Raw genomic sequence first — 26,686 nt, 5'->3', positions numbered from 1 at the left:
AAGCACTGATTATTGGTTTGAGCCACTAAACTTGATCCAATTGCTCAAACTCGGTTAATGCTAAATCGAGTATATGAATGACTTCATTCATCTCATCACTAGTAATTGTTAATGGAGGGCCAATCAATAAATGATCCCCCTGCTTGCCATCTATCGTTCCTGCACCCGGGTAGAAAATCGCTCCTAATTTCATCGCCTGCTGATTCAGCAATTCCGATGCACCATATTCAGGTGGATAGAATACATCTTGATCCCGATCCTTCATGAGTTCGAAGCCGACAAGCAGTCCCCTCCCTCGGATTTGCCCGATGCTGCGATGTCTTGCTTGTAGTACTTGCAATGCTTGCACTAAGTACTCCCCCTGCTTACGGCAATTATCCAGCACTCGCTGATCCTTATAGTATCGAACTGCAGCTAGACCTGCTGCAACCGAAACGGGATGCCCACTAAAAGTAAATCCATGAATGAATTTACCCTGACCGTTCCGCTTCAAGCTCTCAACAACATGCTCTGACACGATCATCCCCGCAAGCGGTGCATAGCCACCTGAAACCCCTTTGCCAAAAGTAAGAATGTCTGGAATAGCGCCAAACTGCTCGATTGCAAAATGCGTCCCTGTTCTTCCAAACCCTGTCATCACCTCATCAACTATCATTAGAATATCGTAACGATCGCATAGTGCTCTAACCTGCTTCAAATAATCCTCAGGCGGAACGACAGCGCCCTGCTGACTGCCGACAATCGGCTCGCAGATGAAGGATGAAATGAATTCGGGACCCGTCTCGATGATTAAGCGCTCTAATTCGCCTACGCAATGCAGCTGCTCACTTCGACCACAATGTTCCTCGTTCTGATGGTATGGACATCTATGACAATAGGGGGAGTAGACGTGATCTGTTTTGATTAAGCTTGGCGTATAGGGCTGTCGCCTCTTCACATCACCGCCTACAGATAGGGAGCCCATCGTATTCCCGTGATACGATTGCCATCTGCCGATATTCAGATACTTCTCCTTATTGCCACGATCTCGGTGATATTGCCGAGCAAGCTTCAATGCGCTTTCGTTTGCCTCCGAACCGCCAGAGGTAAAATAAACATAACGGAGTGGATCAGGAGCCATGTCACTGATCTCCCTCGCTAGTTCATACTGAACCTGCGTCTCGAATCGCAGCGTATGAACGAAGGCAGCTTTTTTGGCCTGCTCAGCCATTGCATCTGCAATGGCTTCAATCCCATGACCCAGATTTGCAGCGACTGCACCTGAAGAAGCATCTAGATATTTTTTGCTATCGGTATCAAATAAATAAACACCTTTGCCATAATCAATCACGGGATACTTTTTGCTAAAATCACGATGAAATATAGGATCATGTTTTTGAAGCGGATCTTTCCTTTTTGTACCATCTAAGATTTCCATCGTTCCACCACCGTCGCGATTCCTTGCCCACCTGCAATACAAAGCGTTGCTAAGCCATACTGTATGTCTCGTTTATGCATTTCGTGTACAAGGGTTGTTAGAATTCTCGCGCCTGTACAGCCAAGGGGATGCCCTAGCGCAATTGCACCGCCATTCACGTTCACACGTTCCTCCGTAATGCCCCATTCCTTAATCACCGCAAGGCTTTGAGCAGCAAAGGCTTCATTCAGCTCAATTAATCCCATGTCCTGCATCGTTAATGAGGAGGCACGAAGCGCTTTAATTGAAGCTGGTATCGGTCCTAATCCCATCTCCATTGGATGTGTCCCACCCGTTCCAATCCCTCGAATAATCGCGAGCGGTGTTAGGCCTAGGCTGAGCGCCTTCGCTTCACTCATCATAAGCAGCATGGATGCTCCGTCATTGCGTCCTGTGGAATTGCCTGCTGTCACGGATCCATCCTTTTGAAACACAGGTGTCAGTTTCGCCAGCTTATCGACGCTTGTTTCTCTTGGAAACTCATCTGACGCAAATAAACGAACCCCGTTCTTGCCTTCTTTAACCTCAATAGGTACGATCTCCTCATGGAATTGTCCCGCTTCAATCGCACGTTTAGCTTTAAGCTGACTGCGATAAGCGAACTCATCTTGCTCTTCACGTGTAATCTCATATTTGTTCGCCAAGTATTCAGCCGTCTCTCCCATAACGAATGAGCCATATTTATCGATAGGCTGCGAGCGTGGTTGACTCTCCGTATTAGAATCATACAAAATGGTATTTCCAGCATTCATGCCGAAGCGTCCACCGACCATATAGTATGGCGCTTGCGACATACTCTCTACGCCACCAGCTAGCACAACCTCCGATTGGCCTGTTCGAATGGCCATGTATGCATTGTGCACGGCCTGCATGCCTGACCCGCATTGTCGGTGTACCGTATAAGCGCTGACTTCTTTAGGGAAATCAGCAATCAGAGAAGCCACTCTAGCGATATTCGGCGTATGTGCGCTTTGTTTGGTCTGCCCGATAATGATTTCATCCACAATATCAGGTCGACATGCAGATAAAGCTAAATTATTGCGCATGACCGTAGCTGCCATATCCTCTGGTGTCGTAGCAGCCAAAGCTCCGCCATATTTACCAATTGCCGTCCGAAGCGCATTCACAATTACGACCACTGTACAAGCTCACCACCTATCTGGAAGGATGCTTCCGTTTTACTTCTTATTTCTTCCAAGCTTGCCTTTGGCGACATTTCCATTAAGATCAAACCCTCATTCGTCACCTTAAATAACGCCAGCTCTGTTACTATCAAATCCACTCTACGTAAAGAGGTAAGCGGATAATCTACCTGCCCCAGAAGCTTAGGCTTTCCTTCTTTCGTACAATGCGTAGTTGCGACGATCACTTTCTTGGAGCCTTCCAGCAGATCCATCGCGCCCCCAACTCCAAGCACACTTGCACCAGGTACTGCCCAGTTCGCAATTCGTCCCTGTTCATCCACTTGCAGCGCACCCAAGATGGAGACATCAATGTGCCCTCCACGAATCATGGCAAAAGAAGAAGCACTATCAAAATAAGCTGCGCCTGTCATTACTGTTACAGGCTGTTTGCCTGCATTAACGAGATCCGGATCGACCTCAGATGGACTTGGTGTTGGCCCAACGCCAAGAATCCCATTTTCCGAATGAATGAATACTGAAACGTCTTGTGGCAAATAATCAACAACCATCGTCGGTATGCCTATTCCCAGATTGACAATGTCGCCATGCTTTAATTCCTTTGCAATTCGCGCAGCTATTCGTTGCTTATCATCCATGAGCGCTCCCTCCTGTTAAGGTAAAATAGTCGACGAACAAATGTGGAGTGACGATCTCTTCTGGAGACAGCTCTCCGACTTCAACGATTTCATCAACCTCAGCAATGACTAAATCTGCTGCTGTCGCCATATTCGGATTAAAATTACGAGCTGACTTGCGGTAGACTAGATTACCTAATCGATCTGCCTTATGCGCTTTAATTAATGCAACATTCGCCCTTAGCGAAGGCTGTAATAAATATGTTTTGTCACGGATCACTCTTGTTTCTTTGCCCGCCTCCAGATCTGTGCCAACGCCTGCCAGCACGTAGATACCGCCTAATCCTGCTCCACCAGCGCGTATGGCCTCTGACAGCGTTCCTTGCGGAATCAGCTCAATCTCCAGCTCACCTGCTTGATAAGCCTTCACAACATCGGGATTGGAGGTGAAAAAAGAACCAATCGCCTTCTTCACCCGCTTTTCGAGCAATAATCTGCCCAGTCCTTTACCCGGCTCACCGAGATTATTGCTAATAATCGTCAAATCCTTAACAGGAACTTGCAACAATTGCTCAATCAGCGTTAGGGGACTACCTACTAAACCAAATCCTCCAACCATGATCGAGCTTCCACTTTGAATGACGGATACAGCATCCTTAGCAGCAATATACGTTCCCATGGCATCCTCCCTTTTTAGTGATGGTAAAACCGCTCTTCTCGCTCGCACAAATAAGAAAGAACCTAGCAAATCAAAGAACCAAGAATAAACAAGTTATTCTCATACCTTGAAACACTAGGTTCTAATGAGACCATGGAGAGAGGTTATCTCTCCACTTCATTGTAACCAACGTTATTTAGTTCTCCCGACATCCCAATACCTTTGAACAGCTGACTGCAAGGCGACAATGATCGCTTGTTGAGATGGCGCATAGTAATGATCTTGAATACGTGCAATAAGAGGCTCAATCCCATCCGTTAAGGGATAGCCAACGATCAGTCTGCGGAAGAAATCCTTCGTTAATTGCGCAATAAACGTAAACTCCGCATTGATTATTGTATGCGTTTCCATATCGATTTCCAGAACGATTCCCGCATGCTTGAACATCTCATACATGGAAGTACCTTGCGGTGCTTTGGAATATCCTGTAACGAGCACTGATTTCAACTGTTCCATGAATAGACGACCTTTTAGTTTAGAAATATTTGTAAAATAATTATAGAACTTCCTTTGAAATCCGTCAACTATTTATCTAAATTTTCAGTATTTTTATGCTTTATTAGATTATATCCTCCTATTGATTGTCATGATTAAGAGTATCCCAATGATAAAATACATAGTAAAATATATACATTGTTTCACTATAGAGTGATTTGTAGGAGTGTACCCCAATGAGAATCATAAAAAAAATATATGTCAAATTAGGACATCGTTATTTTAAGAAAAGACAAGTCGAGCAAGCCGTTAAATATTACTTAAAGGGCGAATCTGAGATCAAGGAAATTTCCCAAAAACTTGAACTAGCCGAAGCACTGCATAATCTGAATCGCCCGGATGAGGCGCTCATTAGAATATCCCAAATTATCGATGATACTGGCGCACATAGCGCTTACCTGAGAAGGGCTAATATTTTGCGTGAGCTTGATCGTGAGGAAGAAGCGCTTCAGGATCTGGATGAAGCCTTAGAGCGTAATAAAGATTACTATCTTCCTTGGTATACGCGTGGTATTACCTTTAGAGATTTGGGCAGATATGAGGAAGCTGCCTATAACTTAAGAGAAAGTATTAAACGGGAGGATATCGATACAGTCCTTACGACTTACTATGAATTAGCGATGGTCTATTATGATAACCGCCAGTATGAGGAAGCTCTGGATGCCATGGAACAGGCGTTTCAATTACCAGGCAGCGACATTCCAAACTATTATCTAGGCATGTCACATGTATTGGATTGCCTAGACAGAGTAGATGAAGCGATCACTTATCTGCAGAAGGGCATCAAGATTGCGGATGAATATGAGTCGCAGCCTGATCACGGTCTTGCCATGCTCGTACAAAGAACCAACTATTCCTATAGTGCGTTCCAATCCTTCCGAGGGCGGATTCGCAGCACGTATTCTTTCAGATGGGATCTGGCTAACTTATATACACAGAAACAAGATTTCACTAGTGCAATAGCTGCAATTAGCGAAGCGATACAGCTCTATCCGGGTACGGTAGATCTTTATTTAAGAAGAGGCGTATTCCATCGATATGCTCATAATTGGCAGGAAGCAGAAGAAGATTTTGATCACGTGCTGCAGCTTGAGCCGGGCTTATCACGTGCCTACTATGAGAAATACACACTCTATCGCGAGCAGCATGATGAAGAACGTGCACTTGGCGTACTCTTGGAGCTTGATCGCAAGGAGAGCGATTCACCTATTACCTGCTACCGAATTGCTGATTCTTACATCCGACTCGGCCGTTATGACGAAGCGCTTAAGGTCAATCAGAGACTGCTTGCTTTGGAAGATGACGATCATTTGAACTTTATTCAGCAAGGCGAGATCTATCAAGAATTGCAACAGGATGATCTGGCATTGCAAGCCTATACAACTGCGCTGTCCTTAGATAATAGTGCAGATGCCTATATGAAAAGAAGTTATATCTACTATAAGCAAAATAAATATGACGAAGCTTGGCTTGATCTCCAGCAAGCTGCAAGCGCTGATCCTAACCTGTCAGAAACCGCCTACTTCTTTAAAGCTTCCGGGTATGTGCTTAGAGGAATGAGCAACTGGGATGCTGCTATTGATGCCTTTACTAAAGCGATTGAACGGAATCAACACGATGCAGCACTCTATGAGGAACGAGCTGAATGCTATATTGAGCTAGGCAATTATGAGCAAGCAACGGAAGATTGTACGCTTGGGCTGGAACAAGACCCGTCTAGCGACAGTCTGTACAATCTACGTAGCTATACTTACTATTCCATGGATCAATATGACAAGGCCCAAATCGATGCAGAGCAATACATCAGATTGCAGCCTGAGCGAAGTAACGGCTACTATCATCTTGGGCTGATCCACTATCAATTGAGTCAGGAAGAGCTTGCACTCAAAATGTTCAATCGCGTGCTGACCATCAATGCTTTTCATCATGCAAGCTATTTATATAAAGCCTATATCTACTTTAATCGAATTGAATTCAGTGAATGTATAGAATGCTTAGTGCAATGGGCATTATACCTAGATCCTGATAAATCGCTCGAATCCAAGCTTACCTTATTGCGTGATTTGAACGGACTTAACGAGACTGTCCTTGGAGCTGCTGAAACCAAGCTATCCAGAATGTATGGCACCTCTAGTACCACCATGAACCCAGAATCCGACACTTGGAAGCAGATGCCAAACACAGGCAAGGGCTATACCTTACATTAGGTTTACTTTCTGTAGTGCTTTAGAGCTTCCTGCAGTTTAAGCGCTAGACCCATTCGGCCCTCCACTTTGAGCGAGCCCATCATGAATGCCATCGTCGTATTAAGCTCATCATGCAGCAGCTTGATGAAATTTGCCGACGAGAGCGATAATGTGCAAACCGCCTCAAGTGGAGTGCCTTCTAATAATTCCACAACCCCGTTGTCGAAGCGAATTTGAAAAGGTGCTTCCTGATCCAAATTAAACTGATAAACATAATGCAATGACTTTATCGGCTCAGGATTCTGCCTTGTTTGCTCAATAAATGCCTCCAAATGTGCTATATAACTCATAACTTCATTCCTTTCGCTAAATATTATCTGAATTATCTAATATTATAACTTGATCTGACTAGAATTCAATTTCAAACCCGTCATACGCCACTCCAAATCCGTGCTTAGCTGCTTCTTGCTCTATTTCTTCATGCATTAAGCTTCCATTGTGAGAGAAATGGGTAAGGATGTATCTCGTATGTTCATCCACACAGTTCAATTCTTTCAAACGCTGCGTAACCTGTACCGTATCCGAAAGTCCCATATGGTTCTTTCCTTCTGGATACATAATAAGTGTGCAATCATAGCTGGCAAGATCAAATCGGAAATTATTATTTCCTAAATATTCCCAAGTCGCTTCTGGAAAATTACCCGTATCATTGCCATAAAGGATTCGCTTACCTGCACGTTCGATGATATAGATATAGCATTTCTCTCTTTTATCGTGACTGGCTAGAAGTGGTGTTATCGTATATTCTCCTGCCTGAAACGGGTGGAACGCCGTCACTTCGTGAAATTCGACAAGCTCTCTAACATCTGATGAATCGCCTTCTGCTGCTAATGCGCTGTCATACATTGTTCCTACCTGATCATTGCCGTAAATATGTAGTTTGCTCCTGTCTAGTACATGTGCGTAAGGGAATCCTCTTAAAATAAGATCAAGTGGGTAAAAATGATCTTGATGCGTATGCGTTACGATTAGATGCTCGATGTGAGGCAAATCAATCTGATTATTCAACATATGCATATAAGTGTCAGGCGGAAAATCAATGAGCAGCGTATCATCAACAATACACTGAGATCTTGTACGGACATTCTTGCCGCCAAGCTGCTTAGCCTTAGCGCATGCTTCACATTGACAGAACAGCGCTGGCCATCCTTCTGCTGCTGCAGTACCTAAATATTTCATTTTCATCCTGACGTCACCTCATCTAACTAGAATAAGAGTTTGGTACGAAAAGTGCATCTCTCTGCTTAAATTCTCACTTCCTTATTCTACCTGATCATACTAGCCTTCGTATAGATGACAACGGAATGCCAAATAACCAACCACCGATACGCTTCTCAGAGATTGGTTATTTTATATGTCAGCCGAAGCAATAACAACCAAATTCCGAACAAACGTCGTGAACCTTGGCTACCCGCAATAACTCCTCAATTACTCCTTTTGAATCGGTTTCAAACGTGCTGTAAAGTGGCGCAAAATTGGTGGTTCATAAGTGAACTCTAGTCCTACTAATGTATGCGCCCGTTCTTTAATTGCGATTAATGCGTCTGCGATCACGTCCATATGGTTGTTCGTGTATACCCGGCGCGGAATCGTTAAGCGCAGCAGTTCCAGTTTACTTTCTAGCTGTTCACCTGTCGTTGCATCACGTCCAAGAAGGAAGGAACCGATCTCAACGCCGCGGATGCCTGCTTCAAGATATAATTCATTCGCTAATACTTGTGCTGGGAACTCCACCCCTTGAATATGCGGAAGCATTTTCTTCGCGTCGACGAATACTGCGTGACCGCCCGTCGGTGTCTGGAACGGAATTCCGCCTTCTTCAAGACGTTTACCTAGGTATTCAACTTGTCCTATTCGGTAAGCGAGGTATTGCTCGCCCACACCTTCGCGAAGCCCGCGAGCGAGCGCTTCCATATCGCGCCCGGCTAGGCCACCGTAAGTCGGGAATCCTTCCATCGGAACTGTCATTGATCGAGCTAATGTATATAACTCTTCATCATCTTTAAAGGCTAACAGACCACCAATGTTTACAAGCGCGTCTTTCTTCGCACTCATGGTGAATCCTTCCGCGTAAGAGAACATTTCATGCACGATATCAACGATTTCTTTATTCTCATAACCTGCTTCGCGCTTCTTAATGAAGTACGCATTCTCTGCAAAGCGTGCGGCATCAATGAATACGCGGATGTGGTTTTCTTTGGCAATTGCAGCTACTTCACGAATATTCTCCATCGAAACCGGTTGACCACCTGCACTGTTATTGGTAATCGTGATCAGCACGAATGCGATATTTTCCTTTCCCTTTTCAGCAATTGTTACGCGTAGCTTATCTGTATCGAAGTTCCCTTTGAACGGATAAGGAGCAGTTGTATCAAACGCTTTGTCCGTTACAAGGTCAATGGCATGTCCTCCTGCAAGGTCAACGTGCGCGCGGGTTGTATCGAAGTGCCAGTTGCTCAGAACATATTGGCCCTTTTTCACAAGAAGCGGGAATAATATTTTTTCGGCTCCACGGCCTTGGTGAGTCGGTATGATATAATTGTAGCCAATAATGTCTTTGACAGCATCGCAAAGGTTGTAGTAGTTGCGGCTACCTGCATATGATTCGTCTCCTAACATCATACCTGCCCACTGGTTATCACTCATCGCGCCAGTACCACTATCTGATAATAAATCGATGTAAACTTCATCCGCTCTTAGTAAAAACGGATTGTATCCGGCAGTTTCTAACGCTTTCTCGCGCTCTTCACGCGAAATAATGTTTAGTGGCTCAACCATTTTAATTTTGAACGGCTCTGCGAATCTCATGTTTACATACCTCCTTCACAAATCCCTTATAGCATATTATTCATAAATGGCGTATAAATCCATAAAACTATAAATCATTTTTTTACAATTCAGGCAATTAGATTATAATTAAGAAAATTATCCATTTATTAAAAGGGGGAAGTGTTCAATGAAGGCGGAAGAAATGATCATAAATGATCAAATACGTGAGCAAGTCATTACAGGCATAATAGATAAACTACCAGCAATTTATATTTTTCCTGATATAGCAAATTTGGTCGTTCAGCGTATCCGTGAACGATATGAGAACAATGAATATTCACATCTTCATACGGCAGCCGAGTTAGTTGCAACCTTGAACGAACATATGAGAGAGTTTAACGGCGATAAGCATCTAAGATTACGTTATAGCGAGGATGTCCTTACCCTGCATGAAAACGAAGAAGAAGAAGCCATTTCGATCTTTGATGACAAAGAACGCCTGACACATATTAACTATGGGGTATATAAGGTTGAACGACTTGCAGGCAATATCGGTTACTTCGACCTTCGGAACTTTCATAATCCTGAATATAGTGGAAGTAAAATCGTGGCTGCAATGAATCTTCTATCCGATACGTCTGCACTCATCATTGATTTGCGTCATAATGGAGGAGGTTATCCGGGAACGGTAGCCCTGCTATGCAGCTATTTCTTCACACCCGAGCCTATTCATCTCAATAGCATGTACTTCCGAACCGATGATCAGCTTTTCCAATCCTGGACGCTGCCATACATACCTGGAAGCAGATACTTGGATAAACCAGTTTACCTATTAACTAGCAATTTTACCTTCTCGGCCGCAGAAGAATTTGCCTATAATCTGCAGCAATTAAAGCGTGTCACCATTTTTGGAGAAGTAACGGGTGGTGGCGCAAATCCAGGCACGGAATACATTCTGCACGATCATTTTCATACCTTCATTCCAAATGGACGTTCCATTAATCCCGTTAATCAAATGAATTGGGAAGGTGTAGGCGTACAACCCGATATTCTGACCTCCAAGGAAGAAGCCTATAACACAGCTTATACCCATGCACTCCAGCATGTTATCAAGAACACCAAGGAACGCGACGAGCAGAACTCTATTCATCGTAAGATCCTAGAAGAAGCTGAAGAGGCATTAAAGGGGTTAAATTAATCCGTAAGCCTATGTACGAAGAAACCTCTCCTACATGAAGGGCTTAGCTAAGCAACTCCTTCAAACTAGGAAAGGTTTCTTTAATTGTATGAATTACCAACCAAAATCAAGTGTTTTGCCTGTCTCAACATACGTTTTGATATTGCTTAGAATCATCCACCAATTATGCTCAGCATTTGAAAATGAAGGGTGATTCTCCGTCCATTCATCATTTACCAGGGTTAGCTTCGTGCATCCCCCTACTTTCTCTAACAGAAAGGTAACTCTTGACTGCAATTCCGCATGATTGGCGTGATATGACTGACCTGGGTGCTCGATATAGCTAAATTTGCGGTTAGGCTCGAATGCAAGTACCGTCCCATATAGATGAACAGTATCGTCCCCATCATTACCAGGTCCAACATACGCAAAAGCTTCTCCCGGCACGAAAGAAGACTGTATAACACAGTCATAGAACACTTGACGAGTTCCTTCTAGTGAGACAAGTGTCTCCCATATCTGTTCAGGTTGTCCATCAATATACATCTCATATTTCAATTCCATTCCTATCCCTCCTGTTTCATGTTACTTGAACCAGATTTGCAGTAACTGCAAACTCTTGATACTGTGAGTATATAAAGAGTGATCTAGAACGTATTGTAAAAACACGACATGGAGTGTGAAACCATTTGAGGAAGGCAGCTTCAAAACCAAGTATTCAACCAAGCATGGGCATTCTAAAGCTCCAGCAAGGTGAGCAAAAATTCAAACTCACCAGACATGCTCCATCCTCTCCAGAACTGAATTACTTTGTTAAGCATTTTTGGATTATTCAATGGGATCTCTGTGAGCGAGATGAACACGTACAAGCTGTAATTCCTAATCCTTGTGCAAATTTAGTCGTTGAGCCTAATCAAACGGCGATCTATGGTGTCTCCAGCCACAAGTTCACACATCGTATAGAAGGCAAAGGTTCCGTATGCGGGGTAAAATTCAGACCTGGAGGTCTGTATCCTTTTGTCCAAATACCGCTATCTCAATTAACCAATCGTTCCATGCCGATTCATACTATTACCCCTATCACTCCGTCACGTATTGAGGCAGAACTACTAACCATTCAAGACGCAAGCAAGATGGCAGAATGTGCTGAATTCTATTTATTCCCGAAATTACCGAGCCCTGACCCTAGCGTTATGCTTGTTAATCAAATCGTTGACTATATAAGTACGAATCAAGATCTTACCCGAGTCGATCAAGTAAGTGATTACTTCGACATCAATGCAAGACAACTCCAGCGCCTATTCAACCAATACGTAGGAGTTCCCCCTAAATGGGTAATCAAGATCAATCGTTTGCAGAATGCCGCAGAATCTATGGACTATAATGATTATAATGATTTAATCAACCTCTCGAATGATCTTGGGTATTATGATCAGTCTCATTTTATCAAAGATTTTAAATCCATTATCGGACTTACTCCTGACGAGTATATTAAACAACGACAGCCTATCTAAACTATGCCTAGACGACAAACCCGATCTATCAAGAGATCGGGTTGATTAATTTTACTGAAGTTTTTGTCTCGATATTTTCTTCGCATCGAGCTTCTTGCCTACCGATTCTCTAAGCAATGCGTAGAGAACAGAACATAACGGCACACTGATGAGCATCCCCATAACGCCGAACATACTTCCGCCAAGCATAACGGCAACGAGTACCCATAAGCCAGGCAAACCAACAGAAGATCCAACGACACGTGGATAAATAAGATTTCCTTCGATCTGCTGCAGCACTGTAATGAAGATCACGAACCATAGTGCCTGTATCGGATCTGTAACGAAAATTAGAAAAGCGCCTACGCCAAGCCCAATGAAAGCGCCGAATACGGGAATGAGCGCTGTAAATCCAATTAGAACGGAAATCATAAGTGCATAAGGAAACTGGAAGATCAGCATGCCAACAAAACAAAGGGCACCCAGAATTAGCGCCTCCGTACATTGACCCGTTAAAAAATTTGAGAAAATGCGATTGGAAAGAGTTGAGATGGATACAATTCGATCTGACCTTGACTCTGGCAAATACGCGTACAGCAATTTTTTGAGCTGTACTGCGAGCGTTTCTTTTTGCAGCAAAATATAAATCGCAAATACAAGACCTAATACAAAATTGAATACAATACTGAACACAGAAGTCGCAATGTTGAACGTAGAATTCACAAGACTAGTCGCACCATTACGTAGAAATTTAAAGATCGATTCACCGATACTGTTCCAGTCCAGCTCCCTTGTCGTCAGCCATGAAGTAATCTCAGGATACTGCACTGCAAGCTTATTGATCTCGTCCTGTACCTGTGCCAGAAACTTCGGAACCCCATTTTTCAGAATGCCGATTGTCGTAATAAGCTCTGGAATAATCAGCACCAGCACGATATAAATGATCGCGAAAATGATCAAAATCGTGAGAACCATGCTTACCGGTCGTTTCAGCACTTGAACTGTCTTATTGTTACGCATTCCTTTAAAAGAAAACAGTCTGTTCTCAAGCACCTTCATTGGAACATTGATGATAAACGCTATACTCAGTCCAATGATGAACGGCGCTAATAGGCCTAATAGGGTTGAGGTGAAGCTGGCTACCGATTGTAAATTCTGCAGTGACCAGAACAGCACAATCGCAAAGGTGATGATTCCTAATAAATGTTTTATATTTTTCTTGTTAAACTCCAATTCCTATCCACTCCTGATCTAAATAATAAATCGATCAATATTACACAGCATTGCCTAAATGGCAAACATCCAATCTATTAAGCAAGGAATCATTCCATGCCGCAGGCTATTCCAACTATCACTACGTATTTGCGTCCCTATAAGTTTCGATCCACCATCTTTTTGTTTGGAATTCAGTAAAAATGCAATAAACCTACCAAGGCAAATGCTTTGGCAGGTTTATCATTTAAAGCTAATCTTCTTTCGCTTCTTCATTCGAATCCATATGATTGACCAGTCGATCCAGTCTTGCTGTTTGATAGCCATACTCATACATAGCGGCTGCCACGATAACGAGTCGTTCTGCTCCTTGATACTCCTCAGCACTGTAGGAAGTAGCCAGCTTAATAAAGTGGCCGTTTGTTTCATCAATTGGCACGGCATTCCAGCTATCCTGTTTCAACTTGTTTTCAAACTTAAGGAGCACATGCTCATGAAACTTAATAAGCTTCTCCAAATGGCGATCGTAGATCTTATTGATTTCAGTCGTCCGATCCGCTTGAAAATAATGCTCTTGCACCGCTTCAAGCACCTCATGGCCTTTTTCCAAAGAATACAGCATCTGTCTATATACGATTAACTGCCTTGATCTGCGATATTTGGCCCGCTTCAGCCTTTTAAGGTCTTCCTCCAGCAGCTTGTACTTGTCTCCGAGTGAATTCAAGCTTTCCTTCAGCGTATGCTTCTGTTCACGGAATACTTTCTCTTTCATTTCATCCGATATAACGGTGCGCAGCAATAACGATAACTGTGTGAAGGCAGTGTGAATCTGATCCGTAAACTGCTCTTTCGGCTTAGGTGGCACGAAGATGATATTAATGGCAAAAGCAGCTACAATTCCAATGACACTCAGTAAAAATCGATTTAGTGCAAAATCCCATTGACCGGAAGCTTCCATAACTGCAACTACGGTAACGAGTGTCAATCCAATGGTATCTACCATTTTGAGCTTGATGCATAGCATAATGACGAGAATACATACGACCCCAACGGCGATCGGCGAATTCGATAACAGCATACCTCCAACCATTGCAATAACCGCACCGAAGGTAATGGTCTGGATCTGTTCAAGAAAATAACGCCATGACCGATAAATAGAGGGCTGCATCGCAAAAATAGCGGCAACAGCAGCAATCACGGGAGGAGTAAAATTCAGCCACATGCTGATATATAAGGCTAAGGTAACAGCGATTCCTGTTTTGACAATACGGGCTCCGAATGTCATGACTTCTCCCTCCTCTTATGGGTCAGTGTTGTAGGAAAATTATACAATTTGACAAGCCTTTCAACAAGCTGTCCAAATTATTGCTATAATAAAGTGAATTGTCGATTCCAAATTTATTCAAGTTCGAGAGGATTCATCATGTCACAAACCCATACCATAGATGATATACTTTGGCAGAAAATTCTTACTTACGTTGCTAGACATTACAATGAAACGACCATAAACCGCGGGTTTCAATATTACAAGCAAGGGCGTGTCCAATCCTTATCCGTAACAGGTTCATGTATCGATGCTAAGGTAGTAGGATCTGAAGGCTATAAGGTAAAAATCCATTTGGATGCGTTTAGCACCAATCTATGTTCATGTCCCGTTCAAAATGACTGCAAACATATGATCGCAGTTCTTCTTGCATTCGCCAATTTAAATGAACGTCCCGTCCATGCGCTTGTGAACGCGAAAGTCGTATCGAGAATGAACAAATATGTACAGACGACCCCACAAGCTAAACTACAATTAGCTATGGCAGAGCAAGCACAACTCGCTAATTTAAAAGAACAAGCGAGTCGCATTCCCAACATGTCCATTGCCGAGTGGCATACGTTATTTGAGCAATGTACAAAATCGATGGATCGATATACTCGCAATGAGCAATATGTAAAAGAAGTTCTGAACGAGCTGCATCTTATTCAGCCAGCACTTCCTGAGGTAATGGACCAATTATATAAATTGCATACTCATTTATTTGTGTTCAATAAACTGTTCGAGCAGTCAACAGGGACAGCTATAGGGTACTACACCCAAATTACAGCAGACATGCTATATAAATCAATAGGCATGATCTATGCGAACAAGCTGAGCTTCTCTACTGAGACAAGCTATCAGTATGTAACAGACACCCTAACTTATTTACGCAGCCGAATGCTGACGGAACCTAAAAATCGAAAGTATTATTATCAATTCTATATCCAGCTTTGGCAGCAATGGATCCAGCCTAATCTAGATCATACGAAGCTGTATGAAGATGAGCTCTTTCATTTGCGAATGGCCGATACGGACTTAGGTGAGAAACTTGCTAAACTCCCTTGGAATCTAGCTCTTAGCTTGATGCATTTCTATCTTGTACAAGATCAAGAAGCCTGGGATTTACTTCAAGATGCAAGCAATAATGACAGCATTTATTTGGACGATTTAACTCCGATCTTCCACTTGCTTACCGAATCGGAGAACTGGTCGAGAACTACTGATTGGTTAGCCAAAACTGGCCCATTCCTTAACTTAATTCGACCCAATCATTTGAACCAATACATGATTTACTGGAGTACAGTCACCGATCATTTGCCAGAGGCTGAGGATCGGATGATCGATACACTAGGACTAATGCTGCCCTATTCCAAGAAATTTTATTTAAATGCTCTAATTACACATGAGAAATGGTCACAATGGATGGATTATCACTTAAGTATGGGTGAGGAACCGCTCGACTTTCGTCTGAGCATTCTACAGCCTATTGAGAAGAATGCACCTGAATTGCTGCTCCCATTCTATCATCAAGGTGTAGAGAGATATATTCTTTTGAAAAATAGAGCTGGTTATAAGGCAGCCGTTAAGCTGCTTAAACGACTATCCAAGCTATATCGCAGACTAAAGCTTGAGGGACGATTCGAGCAATACATGGCTTCACTTATCAGTCGCAATAGCCGATTGCGTGCACTACAGGAGGAATTGCAGAAAGGAAACCTTCTACCATGAGCCAATACACAGAATCCATAACGGTGCATATCCGTCTTAGTTCATTGGGTGATGCCCTTATTTATGGGACGACACCGACTCTAGGCTATGTACCAGGCCTTAAACTGAAGCAACGATTATTTGCATGGCATGAAGCATCCTTCTATGGCACTGAGCTAGTGGTTCAGACCTCTCAAGATATCGACCTTGTCGTACTTCCATCCGAGCAAGTCATACCTTTCTTTGCAGCATGCAAATTACTTCAGCATATCGAATGGAATTGGAGCGAGGAAGCAGCGCAACTGCTTCAACTGGCGCCTACGCTTATGGCAAACCTGGAAGAACGCAATTATCTGCCGAGCTATTCCGCTTATCGGGCACATACGCTAGCTTGGACATGGGATCATTCCCAAGAACAAGAGTTAGTAGAAATTTTTGAGCCTGAATCGGATGAGCTAATTGGGCTAAAGGCAGCTTTCTCAGACCTCGTGAAGCAGCAGTATTATGCTACAGACACGTCAATTGCGGATTTACAAAGAGAGTATCCTTTGTTATTTGCAGATAACCATACAGCAACTGCTGGTTTAGACGAGCAAGGCTGGTTAATGGCCATTGGTTGGAAAGCAGATTTGGCGCCTTTCCGTCCACTGCTGCAATTAGTCGAGCCTGATGATCATATACCAGCATGGCAAATTAAGCTTCTTCTGCAAGATAAGCTCGATCAGACGATCCTGATCCCAATTCGTCTTGCTGAGGATGGACAAGCATTCGGCACATGGCCTTCTACTTGGTCCCAGCATGTGCATGAACGTGCAAATAGTTGGCTTGAACACCTTCGCACTAGTTTACCTGCCGAACTCCTGTCAGGTGATAAGGAGAATGTGCTAAATGCAGATTTAAGCGATCAAGCCGTGTGGCAATTCCTGACGATCGATAGCCTTCATCTGCTTGAAGCAGGGTGGCAGGTTCTGCTCCCTGCATGGTGGGAAGCCGCAAGCCGGAAGAAACCTCGTGTGCGTGCTCAAGTACGCTCAGAAGTGGGCAGCAGCAAAGGCAAATCGCTGTTCGGTCTCGATTCGATTGTTGATTTTGACTGGCGAATTTCAATTGGAGAAATGGATCTTTCAGAAGCTGAGTTCAGAGAGCTAGTCGCACGTAATGAACGATTAGTTCATTTTCGTGGACAATGGATTCCACTTGATCCTGTCTTACTAGGCCAGATTCGCAAAGCGATGGCAGGCGTAGACAATATGGAGGGGCTATCCTTCCAAGATGTTCTCCAATTGCATTTGCTAGGCAATGGCGAAAGCTCTGGTGGCGCTTCACCTGCAGTACAGGAAGAGAACGCCAATCAGATTCAGTTAGAGGTAGAGTTAAATTCGCATTTGATTCAACTTATGAGACAAATCACGCAGCAAAAGGAGTGGCCGCAACTAGACGTGCCTGCTGAGTTAAAGGCTGAGCTTCGGTCTTATCAGCGCGATGGATTTGCTTGGCTAACTTTTTTACGTCGATTTGGACTTGGCGCTTGTCTTGCAGATGATATGGGTCTCGGTAAAACTATCCAATACATCAGTTACTTAATGCATATTAAAGAAGCTGCCGAGGAGTCAGGTACGAATTTCCCTTCCTTGCTGATCTGTCCGACTTCTGTTCTCGGGAATTGGCAGAAGGAACTAAGCCGTTTTGCGCCATCGCTGAAGATCATGCTTCATTACGGAAGCAAGCGAATGAATGATGAAGCGTTCTACGAAGAAGTCATTCAGGCCGATATTGTGCTTACTTCGTATGCCACTGCGACGCTTGACGAAGAGCTGCTTAAGCGTTATACATGGACGTCCATTTGCCTGGATGAAGCGCAAAATATTAAAAACGCGCAAACCAAGCAATCCTCGGCCGTACGTAGTTTCCCTGCCAATCATCGTATTGCGTTGACGGGAACTCCGATTGAGAATCGACTATCTGAACTATGGTCAATTTATGATTTTATCAATCCAGGTTATCTCGGCACCATGCGTGGATTTAATGCAAGATTCGCGAATGCGATTGAAAAAGAACATAACGAGGAGCGCACGCAAGATTTGCAGAAGCTCGTAAAGCCATTTATGCTCCGCCGCAAGAAAAAAGATCCTGCCATTCAGCTCGATTTGCCAGATAAGAACGAAATGAAAACCTATGTTCACCTTACAGCCGAGCAGGGTACTTTATATGATCAAACAGTTACTGAGTTGATGCAGCGGATGGCTAAACTCGAAGGCATCGAACGCAAGGGAGCAATTCTTGCTGCGCTTACTCAGCTTAAGCAGCTTTGTGATCATCCGTTGCTGCTTACAAAGGAATCATTTAGCGAGGTGACCAGCGACGCTACTGCTCACCCAGACCGGGATATGACAGTGTTGATTAACCGTTCATCCAAGCTAGAGCGTCTACTGGATATGATTAAGGAGATACGGGAGGAGAATGAGCGCTGTCTTATTTTTACCCAGTATATCGGTATGGGTGAAATTCTGCAGCGTGTCCTTCAGCAAGAACTTCAGGAGCCAATACTTTATTTAAATGGCAGTACGTCCAAAACCGCTCGTGACCGCATGATCGAACAGTTCCAATCGCAGACGCTGCCGCCCGCTGAACAGCCGAATGTGTTCATCTTATCGATCAAAGCAGGTGGCGTTGGTCTGAACCTTACCGCAGCTAATCATGTGTTCCATTATGATCGTTGGTGGAACCCCGCCGTTGAGAATCAGGCCACGGACCGTGCCTATCGTATGGGGCAAACCAAGGATGTGCAGGTGCACAAATTCATTTCGATCGGAACACTTGAGGAACGCATCGACGAAATGCTTGAAGCCAAGCAGCAGCTAAGCGATAACGTCATTACCAGCTCTGAGGCTTGGATTACGGAGCTGTCAAACGATGCGCTGAAGGATCTATTTACATTACGACGTGATTGGAATGGATAATTAATCACTGAAAAGCTTATTATGACCGCTCACTAGCAATAGGGGCGGTCTTTTTGCACTCTTTATCCCCTTTTTTCAAAAAAATAGGTTGCGAATATTAGACGATGTTTGCGAATTATGGGATTTGTAAGCGATATCATTCCTGCTACAATCAAGTTGCACTTAAATCCAACTCATTTTAGGAGTGAATTAATATGAAAAAATTGTCCAGCTTGCTGCTTGCTTGTACGTTATTTGTGGGGGCTCTAAGCGGTTGTGGTAATGGCGATTCTGATGGAGCTTCATCAAACAAGCTTGTCGTCTACAGTCCAAATAGTGAAGAAATCATCAAGACCATTATCCCAATGTTCGAGAAGGAAACAGGAATTACTGTTGAACTTGTAACTGCTGGTACTGGTGAAATTATTAAGCGTTTACAATCCGAAAAGAAAAATCCGTACGCAGATGTTATGTTCGGCGGCTCAATGGCTGGCTATCTTGAACATGAAGATCTATACGAGCCATATGTTTCACCTAACGATGAATTCTTGATCGAAGGTCATCGCAACAAATCAGGATTTGCTACACCGTATATTTCCGACGGAAGTGTACTTCTTGTAAATAAAAATTTAATTGGCGATATAAAAATCGATAGCTACGCTGACCTGCTTAATCCAGCGCTGAAAGGTAAAATTGCTTCTGCGGATCCAGCGAGCTCAAGCTCCGCCTTTGCTCAACTTACCAATATGCTTAAAGCTATGGGCGGCGATTATGAAAGTGAAGCAGGTTGGAACTATGTAAGTGACCTTATAAAGAACCTTGATGGCAAAGTTGCAAGTGGTTCTGGCGCCGTTCACAAGAGTGTTGCGGATGGTGAATATGTCGTTGGCCTAACTTATGAAGATCCTTCGAGCACATATGTAAGAAACGGTGCACCTGTCGAAGTTGTGTATCCAAAAGAAGGCGCCGTATTCCTTGATGCAGCATCAGGCATTATCAAAGATGCTCCACATATGGACAACGCGAAGAAATTCATTGATTTCATTCTTTCCCAAGAAGCACAAGATGCATTTGGTACCCAATTAACAAATAGACCTCTTCGTCAAGATACGAAGCTTGGAGACTATATGACACCTTACGACCAGTTCAAAATGATCGATGAAGACACAAGTTATGTAAGTAAGAACAAAGCCAAAATCATCGAGAAGTACACTGAAGTATACACAAGCAAATAAATAATCTAAATAGAAATAGGTGACATCCATGAGTGTGACGATAACCATCAAAGATCTAGTCAAAAAATACGCAGACACAACCGTCATTCCTGAGTTGTCCCTGGAGATTAAGAAGGGTGAGTTCTTCACCCTTCTGGGTCCTTCAGGTTGCGGGAAAACAACATTGCTTCGCATGATCGCTGGTTTTAACAGTATCGAAGGCGGAACGATTCGCTTTAATGAACGTGTTATTAATGAGGTAGAGCCTGGTAAAAGGAATATCGGTATGGTGTTCCAGAGCTACGCGATCTTCCCTCACTTAACAGTTAAAGGAAATATTGCATTCGGACTTGAGAATCGCAAGATTTCCAAGGAAGAAATTGCTTCCAAAGTTGACGACATCCTGAAAGTCGTCCAAATCGAGCAGTACAAAGATCGTATGCCTAAGAATCTATCAGGCGGTCAACAGCAGCGTGTGGCGCTCGCTAGAGCGATTGTAATCCGACCAGATGTGCTTCTAATGGATGAACCTTTATCCAATCTGGATGCAAAGCTTCGGATCGATATGCGTAATGCCATCAAAGATATTCAAAGAGAAGTTGGCATCACGACCGTATACGTAACACATGATCAAGAAGAAGCAATGGCCGTATCTGATCGAATCGCCGTTATGAAATCAGGCATCATTCAGCATCTTGGAACGCCGCAAGAAATTTATCAACGTCCAGCCAATGTATTCGTTGCTACCTTTATCGGTCGTACGAACATTATTGAAGGAACATTAACGCAAGAAGCAGATCAATATCGCTTGCAGTTCAATGCGGGATATTCCGAGACTATGTCTAATATACGCCTACCTAAACCACAAGCTTCACTTAATGTAAAAATCTCCGTTCGTCCTGAAGAATTCATTATGACAGAAGATCAGACGGGCATGAGAGCTACTATTGTACACAGCGTATTCTTAGGCCAGAACACACATTATTTTGTAGACCTTGAATCCGGTCAGCGCATTGAAATCACGCAAGAATCCAAAACAACGCAAATTCTTGAGCCAGGTGAAATCATCTATCTAAAAGTGAAGACAGATAAAATTAATGTTTACGATGCTGCAGGTGAATTGAATTACACAGGGAGCGTTCAATCATGAATGATACGCGCAAACGATTTGACGTCTGGACGAACATTTCACTTCTAATCTTTATCTTCTATATTCTTTTTCTAGGACTACCTTTATTTACAATGCTATTTAAGAGTTTCTACAATGGCACAACAGGTGAATTTTCACTTGCTTATTTCACTAAATTTTTCAGTAAACCGTACTATTTAACTGCATTATTCAACAGTATTAAAGTAACGGTGTGTGTGACAGCACTTGCTGCCCTCATTGCAACACCGCTTGCCTATCTCATGGCAACGATCAAAATTAAATTCAATTCTACCATCCGAATTATGATTCTGATCTCATCGATGTCAGCACCATTCATTGGCGCTTACTCTTGGATCCTGCTCTTAGGTAGAAATGGCGTTATTACCAAATTCGTCAAGAATGTATTTGGGTTTACAATGCCTGATATATATGGCTTTACTGGTATTCTAGTCGTATTAACCTTACAGATGGTTCCACTTATCTTTATGTATGTATCAGGTGCGCTTAAGAACGTTGACCAATCCCTAATGGAAGCCGCAGAAAGTATGGGCTACAAAGGCTTTAGTAAAATGCGCAAGGTTCTGCTTCCACTGATTACACCAACCTTGTTGGCAGGTGGTTTGCTAGTATTCATGCGTGCACTTGCTGACTTTGGTACTCCGATGCTGATTGGTGAAGGTTTTAAAACAGTTCCTGTTCTTATCTTTAACGAGTTTATTAGTGAAGTTGGCGGAGACGACGGCTTCGCAGCTGCGATTAGTGTAATCGTTGTCCTATTTGCAACAACGATCTTCTTACTGCAGAAATACGTATCCAATAAGAAATCCTTTACGATGAGTGCATTGCACCCGATTGAGCCTAAGAAAAAATCAGGAATCGGCAACATTGCAGCACATTCCGTTATTTATCTTTATACTTTAATTGCGTTACTACCGCAGTTATACGTGATTTATACTTCATTCTTAAAAACCAACGGTCGTATTTTCGTTGAAGGCTTCTCACTTAAGAGCTATCAGGATGCTTTTAACAATATTGGCGGCGTTATTACCAATACGTTCATTCTTGCGATCGTATCGCTAATTGTCATTATTCTACTTGCGATTCTAATTGCTTATGTAACGGTTCGCCGTAAGAATGCATTGACAAATACGCTTGATATTTTCACCATGTTCCCTTATATTGTCCCTGGTTCCATTCTAGGTATTGCTTTGCTCATTACCTTCAATGACAAACCACTTGCACTAAGTGGTACTGCACTTATCATGATTATCTCGTTCGTGATTCGGCGTCTGCCCTATACAATTCGCTCAAGTGCAGCCATTCTGCATCAGATTAACGGTGGGATTGAGGAAGCGGCGATCAGCCTTGGAGCTTCTCAGATGAGAACATTCTTCAAGATTACGCTTCCGATGATGTTAGCAGGTGTCGTCTCAGGTGCAATCCTTAGCTGGGTTACAATCATTACCGAATTAAGTACATCCATTATCTTATATACGGGTAAAACGAAAACCGTTACAGTTGCTATCTATACCGAGGTTATTCGAGGAAACTATGGCGTCGCGGCAGCATTATCAACGATCCTAACCGTCATTACCGTCATTTCACTTCTCGTCTTCCTCAAGCTTTCCGGGCAAAAAGAAGTATCACTCTAATTGCTATCTCAACACATTCAAGTCGGTACCTTATTGCATGAGGACCGACTTGTTTTAATTTGTGGAACTTATTGACAACTGTGTTTAGCTTAACTTACTCCGAGCTCAGAGATAGGTATAATGTACACAAAGCCTAATTGTAAGTGGAGGCAACATGTTTAATAAAAAGAAAAAAAGGAATTTTAAAGAATCAACCCGTCACTTGTTTCGCATCTATACGATGATTCCTTTTGCCATATTAATTATCTTGTTTGTTATTTTCACAATTGTGAATGAAAGAATAAACTTAACCCAAAAAACAAATTTAGCCGCGCAAAAGATTAGCCGCACGATTGCCGATGTTTATCATCAATATGATGATGAAGTAAATCGTATGGCAGCCGCTCCATCAGTCGTGAATTATGTTAGCACACATTTAGATGGTGAGAAGGTATACTCCGAATTCTACGATTTCAACAATCAGCAAACGGTCAAAAGTATTTTTCATATCGTTGATAAAAATGGGGTCTTCCTTGCGACAACCGCCCCTCCTGATGCTTTAAATTCAGACTTTTCGTTTAGCAATCTTATTCATCGCATGGAGCTTAAGCCGACTGAGACGATAACCGAAATGAACAGCTTTCGTTACTCACATGACCGCACTACAAGCTATACGTTCAGCAAAGCCATCTTAAAGGATAATCAAACGATTGGCTACCTCATTTATCAGTTATTTGAATCTGATTTTCAGAAAGTGATTTTCGAACAAAACAATGAAATTGCGATGATTACCGATGAGCATAATAGCATTATTGCCACTACAAGCAATATTACGAAGGGTGTGCTGAATAAATTTCAGCCTAAGCTCGATAACCAGGGACATGTTCAGTTAAATAAAGGGTCCTACTACATGTTCAATAAACGTATAGCGAACACGCCGCTTCAAGTATTTACACTGAATTCCTATAAAGCAGAGCAGTATTCCTACTATTCGGTGACACTTTTTATTGTTGCGACATGTTTATTACTCTGGTTCATGATCCAATACCTGTCGAATAAAATGTCCTCGCGTAACTCGGAATCGATCATTAAATTCGTTAACTCGTTAGATAGCCTGAGAAAAGGCAAGCTCGATAGTTATGTCGATATCAAGACAGGAGACGAGTTTGAAACTCTGAGCCATGAATATAATACGATGCTCTATCGATTACAGCATTTGCTGAAGAGAAACAGAGAGCTTTCCGAGTTAAGCACGATTATCGAAGTGAAGCAGCTGCAGTCTCAATTCCATCCACATTTTATTTTCAACGTTCTAGAGACGCTTCGTTATGCCATTAAGATCGATGTGAATCAAGCGCAGGAAATTGTTATGATTCTATCCAGATTGCTTCGATACAGCATCGGACATGATCGCAGCGTTAAGCTGAAGGATGATATGAATTATGTGCGCGATTATCTCAAGCTCCAGCATATTCGATTCAATGATAGATTAAAATACCAAATTATGATGGATGAGGAAACCTATCATGTATACGTTCCCAAACTCCTGCTGCAATCGATTATTGAGAATTCGATTAAGTATGGTTATCAGAACCAGAACAATTTGATGATCGAAATTCGGATTTATATATCAGAAGACAATCTCATTCTGGAGGTTCATGATAACGGCCAAGGGATGAGTGAGGACAAGCTTAAGGAAGTGAATCACATTTTACAAAGTCAGAGCAACACCACATCACATATCGGACTCTATAATGTCCATCGCCGCTTAGTGCTGCTATATGGTGAGGATTCAGGAATTCAGATCAGCAGTGCGCATGGTCAAGGCACATGTGTTACACTAACCATTCCTTATGAACGGAGTGATGACCATGTTTAAGATCTTGCTGGTAGAAGATGAAGATATGATCCGTAGAGGAATTAAATATAGTATCGATTGGGTGAAATACGATTGCATCGTTGTGGAAGAAGCTATTAATGGACAAGATGGCTTAGAGAAAATTGCTGAGCTTAAACCGGATATTGTCATTACAGATATCAACATGCCGATTATGGATGGAATCTCGATGATTCGGGAGGCGCAGTCAAAGCATACTTTTAGCAGTATCATTATTTCGGGCTACAGTGAATTTCACTTAGCGAAGCAGGCCATCCACTTAGGTGTGACCGAATTCCTCGTCAAACCGTTAGAGGATGATCAGCTGATTGAAGCACTTGAATCCGCTAAGTCTAAGGTTGATCTCATCCGTAAATATGAGATTATTTCTAATCACACTGAGGAGCAAGAAGAGGTGATTAGCAGTCAGCTTCTCGGCAAAGAAACGAAGACTTCCAAAAATATTGCACGCATGATTTCCTATGTGCAGGAGAATTACGCTCAGAAAATCAGCATTCATGATCTCGTTGAGCCGCTTGAACTGAGCGCCTATTATTTAAATCACAAGTTCAAAGCTGAAACCAGCTATACCTTCAATGAATTCGTGAACCGCTACCGCATCCATAAAGCGATGGAACTGCTCAAAGAAGGCAATGGCAAAGTATACACAATCGCTCTGGATACAGGCTTTAGCGATTACAAGTACTTCATTAGCATTTTTAAAAAGTACACAAATTGCACCCCGAGTCAATATCAGGAGCATTACAGTACGAAGAACTATTAGACGCATTCCTACGTAAAAAGTATGACAAAACCCTGTCTACTTGGTCATACCCCTGTCAAGTAGACAGATGAAAAAAGCTATGCTGCCAGCGCGCATCGATACTCAATCGGTGCGCGTTTTTTCAGTTTAGATTGAAACCGTTGGTAGTTATAAAAGTAAATATAATCTTCCACGGCTTAATGAATGTTAGTTCCTGATTTACACTGTTTAAGATACAACTTCTCTGTCTTGAGATGCGAAAAAAAGGATTCGATGCATGCGTTATCCAGGCAGGTTGCTTTGCGAGAGTGGCTGCCTTTAACGCCGAATGCTTCTAATCGCGTGTTGTACGCCTGAGACGTATACTGGAAGCCTTGATCCGAATGGAGAACAGCTTCCGCTACGTCTCTTTTTCTTGTCCACCGTTCAACAGTATCAAGCACAAGTTCCACGTCGTTTCTTTCAGATAATTGCCAAGCGACAATTTCATTGTTAAATAGATCTTGAATAACAGACAGATAATAGAACTTCGAACCATCTGAAATGTAAGTAATATCCGTAACCATTTTTTGCTAGGGTGCTGTTGCATGAAACTTGCGTTTTAAACGATTTGGATACACGACAGAAGGCGTGTAATTGGATGTTCTTCGCTTCCTTCGAATGACCGATTGGATTTTTAAATCCTTCATGAGGCGCCATACTTTCTTGTGATTCACGAGGTGACCAGCCTCTGCTAAGGCATCCACCATGCGAATATACCCGAAGTAGGGATGAG

24 protein-coding genes are annotated in these 26,686 nt (G+C 42.8%); 10 read left to right on the top strand and 14 right to left on the bottom strand.

Annotated features, from left to right (window positions below; translation table 11 throughout):
* Positions 1–25 precede the first annotated feature (25 nt).
* The 5 genes from E0485_RS13945 to E0485_RS13925 form a co-directional block, all read right to left on the bottom strand.
* A complete protein-coding gene (locus E0485_RS13945) occupies positions 26–1,417 on the bottom strand; it encodes an aminotransferase family protein (protein WP_132418675.1) in 1,392 nt (463 codons plus the stop codon).
* A complete protein-coding gene (locus tag E0485_RS13940) occupies positions 1,405–2,595 on the bottom strand; it encodes a thiolase family protein (protein ID WP_132418674.1) in 1,191 nt (396 codons plus the stop codon). Before E0485_RS13940 ends, E0485_RS13945 begins: the two co-directional genes overlap by 13 nt.
* Positions 2,586–3,236, bottom strand: a complete 651-nt coding sequence (locus tag E0485_RS13935) for a 3-oxoacid CoA-transferase subunit B (protein ID WP_132418673.1) — start codon at positions 3,234–3,236, stop codon at positions 2,586–2,588. The genes E0485_RS13940 and E0485_RS13935 overlap by 10 nt, the downstream gene beginning before the upstream one ends.
* Entirely contained in the window at positions 3,229–3,894 is a 666-nt protein-coding gene (locus E0485_RS13930; RefSeq protein ID WP_132418672.1) for a CoA transferase subunit A, read from the bottom strand. Before E0485_RS13930 ends, E0485_RS13935 begins: the two co-directional genes overlap by 8 nt.
* 171 nt (positions 3,895–4,065) lie before the next feature.
* Positions 4,066–4,389 carry a DUF3870 domain-containing protein gene (locus E0485_RS13925; RefSeq protein ID WP_132418671.1) on the bottom strand — a complete coding sequence of 108 codons (324 nt, stop codon included), beginning with the start codon at positions 4,387–4,389 and terminating at the stop codon, positions 4,066–4,068.
* Between the two features lie 215 nt (positions 4,390–4,604).
* On the opposite strand from E0485_RS13925, the gene E0485_RS13920 reads away from it, so the two are divergent.
* A complete protein-coding gene (locus E0485_RS13920; RefSeq protein ID WP_132418670.1) occupies positions 4,605–6,635 on the top strand; it encodes a tetratricopeptide repeat protein in 2,031 nt (676 codons plus the stop codon).
* Between the two features lie 2 nt (positions 6,636–6,637).
* Here E0485_RS13920 and E0485_RS13915 read toward each other — a convergent pair whose 3' ends face one another.
* From E0485_RS13915 to E0485_RS13905, 3 genes are all read right to left on the bottom strand, one after another.
* Positions 6,638–6,964, bottom strand: coding sequence for an SCP2 sterol-binding domain-containing protein (locus tag E0485_RS13915; protein WP_132418669.1), 327 nt, complete (start codon positions 6,962–6,964; stop codon positions 6,638–6,640).
* A gap of 58 nt (positions 6,965–7,022) precedes the next feature.
* On the bottom strand, positions 7,023–7,859 hold the full coding sequence (locus E0485_RS13910; RefSeq protein ID WP_132418668.1) for an MBL fold metallo-hydrolase: 837 nt from the start codon (positions 7,857–7,859) through the stop codon (positions 7,023–7,025).
* Between the two features lie 243 nt (positions 7,860–8,102).
* The gene (locus tag E0485_RS13905) at positions 8,103–9,482 is read right to left on the bottom strand and encodes a tryptophanase (RefSeq protein WP_132418667.1); all 1,380 of its coding nucleotides are present in this window, start codon (positions 9,480–9,482) and stop codon (positions 8,103–8,105) included.
* A 148-nt stretch (positions 9,483–9,630) separates the two neighbouring features.
* Here E0485_RS13905 and E0485_RS13900 point away from each other — a divergent pair, with 148 nt between their 5' ends.
* Positions 9,631–10,641: a S41 family peptidase gene (locus tag E0485_RS13900; RefSeq protein WP_132418666.1), complete on the top strand. Its 1,011-nt coding sequence runs from the start codon at positions 9,631–9,633 to the stop codon at positions 10,639–10,641.
* Positions 10,642–10,734: 93 nt separating this feature from the next.
* On the opposite strand, the gene E0485_RS13895 is transcribed toward E0485_RS13900, so the two are convergent.
* Positions 10,735–11,184: an SRPBCC family protein gene (locus tag E0485_RS13895; protein ID WP_132418665.1), complete on the bottom strand. Its 450-nt coding sequence runs from the start codon at positions 11,182–11,184 to the stop codon at positions 10,735–10,737.
* Between the two features lie 125 nt (positions 11,185–11,309).
* Here E0485_RS13895 and E0485_RS13890 point away from each other — a divergent pair, with 125 nt between their 5' ends.
* Positions 11,310–12,134 (top strand): helix-turn-helix domain-containing protein, encoded by an 825-nt coding sequence (locus tag E0485_RS13890; protein WP_235857570.1) that lies wholly within the window; start codon positions 11,310–11,312, stop codon positions 12,132–12,134.
* Between the two features lie 51 nt (positions 12,135–12,185).
* On the opposite strand, the gene E0485_RS13885 is transcribed toward E0485_RS13890, so the two are convergent.
* Positions 12,186–13,346 (bottom strand): AI-2E family transporter, encoded by a 1,161-nt coding sequence (locus E0485_RS13885; RefSeq protein WP_132418664.1) that lies wholly within the window; start codon positions 13,344–13,346, stop codon positions 12,186–12,188.
* A gap of 232 nt (positions 13,347–13,578) precedes the next feature.
* Positions 13,579–14,610 carry an FUSC family protein gene (locus tag E0485_RS13880; RefSeq protein WP_132418663.1) on the bottom strand — a complete coding sequence of 344 codons (1,032 nt, stop codon included), beginning with the start codon at positions 14,608–14,610 and terminating at the stop codon, positions 13,579–13,581.
* Positions 14,611–14,748: 138 nt separating this feature from the next.
* Here E0485_RS13880 and E0485_RS13875 point away from each other — a divergent pair, with 138 nt between their 5' ends.
* The 7 genes from E0485_RS13875 to E0485_RS13845 all read left to right on the top strand — a co-directional run bounded on the left by E0485_RS13875 (position 14,749) and on the right by E0485_RS13845 (position 25,932).
* Positions 14,749–16,359, top strand: a complete 1,611-nt coding sequence (locus tag E0485_RS13875) for an SWIM zinc finger family protein (RefSeq protein WP_132418662.1) — start codon at positions 14,749–14,751, stop codon at positions 16,357–16,359.
* Positions 16,356–19,298 carry a DEAD/DEAH box helicase gene (locus E0485_RS13870; protein WP_132418661.1) on the top strand — a complete coding sequence of 981 codons (2,943 nt, stop codon included), beginning with the start codon at positions 16,356–16,358 and terminating at the stop codon, positions 19,296–19,298. The genes E0485_RS13875 and E0485_RS13870 overlap by 4 nt, the downstream gene beginning before the upstream one ends.
* Before the next feature lie 194 nt (positions 19,299–19,492).
* A complete protein-coding gene (locus tag E0485_RS13865; protein WP_132418660.1) occupies positions 19,493–20,512 on the top strand; it encodes an extracellular solute-binding protein in 1,020 nt (339 codons plus the stop codon).
* 28 nt (positions 20,513–20,540) lie between these two features.
* Positions 20,541–21,641, top strand: coding sequence for an ABC transporter ATP-binding protein (locus E0485_RS13860; RefSeq protein WP_132418659.1), 1,101 nt, complete (start codon positions 20,541–20,543; stop codon positions 21,639–21,641).
* On the top strand, positions 21,638–23,293 hold the full coding sequence (locus E0485_RS13855) for an ABC transporter permease (protein WP_132418658.1): 1,656 nt from the start codon (positions 21,638–21,640) through the stop codon (positions 23,291–23,293). Before E0485_RS13860 ends, E0485_RS13855 begins: the two co-directional genes overlap by 4 nt.
* Positions 23,294–23,447: 154 nt before the next feature.
* A complete protein-coding gene (locus E0485_RS13850; protein WP_132418657.1) occupies positions 23,448–25,151 on the top strand; it encodes a sensor histidine kinase in 1,704 nt (567 codons plus the stop codon).
* Complete coding sequence (locus E0485_RS13845; RefSeq protein ID WP_132418656.1) at positions 25,144–25,932, top strand: response regulator transcription factor; 789 nt, start codon at positions 25,144–25,146, stop codon at positions 25,930–25,932. The genes E0485_RS13850 and E0485_RS13845 overlap by 8 nt, the downstream gene beginning before the upstream one ends.
* 77 nt (positions 25,933–26,009) lie before the next feature.
* On the opposite strand, the gene E0485_RS25925 is transcribed toward E0485_RS13845, so the two are convergent.
* From E0485_RS25925 to E0485_RS13830, 3 genes are all read right to left on the bottom strand, one after another.
* Positions 26,010–26,105, bottom strand: a complete 96-nt coding sequence (locus E0485_RS25925) for an IS3 family transposase (RefSeq protein ID WP_132418655.1) — start codon at positions 26,103–26,105, stop codon at positions 26,010–26,012.
* 3 nt (positions 26,106–26,108) lie between these two features.
* Complete coding sequence (locus E0485_RS13835; RefSeq protein ID WP_132418654.1) at positions 26,109–26,477, bottom strand: DDE-type integrase/transposase/recombinase; 369 nt, start codon at positions 26,475–26,477, stop codon at positions 26,109–26,111.
* A 6-nt stretch (positions 26,478–26,483) separates the two neighbouring features.
* Positions 26,484–26,686: IS3 family transposase (locus tag E0485_RS13830; RefSeq protein ID WP_132418653.1), on the bottom strand; the 203-nt coding region annotated here is incomplete at its 5' end.

The sequence above is a fragment of the Paenibacillus albiflavus genome (assembly GCF_004344915.1).
Classification (GTDB): domain Bacteria; phylum Bacillota; class Bacilli; order Paenibacillales; family NBRC-103111; genus Paenibacillus_AM; species Paenibacillus_AM albiflavus.
The sequence above is the reverse complement of the archived record's forward strand: the minus strand, read 5'-3'. Positions and strand labels throughout refer to the sequence as shown.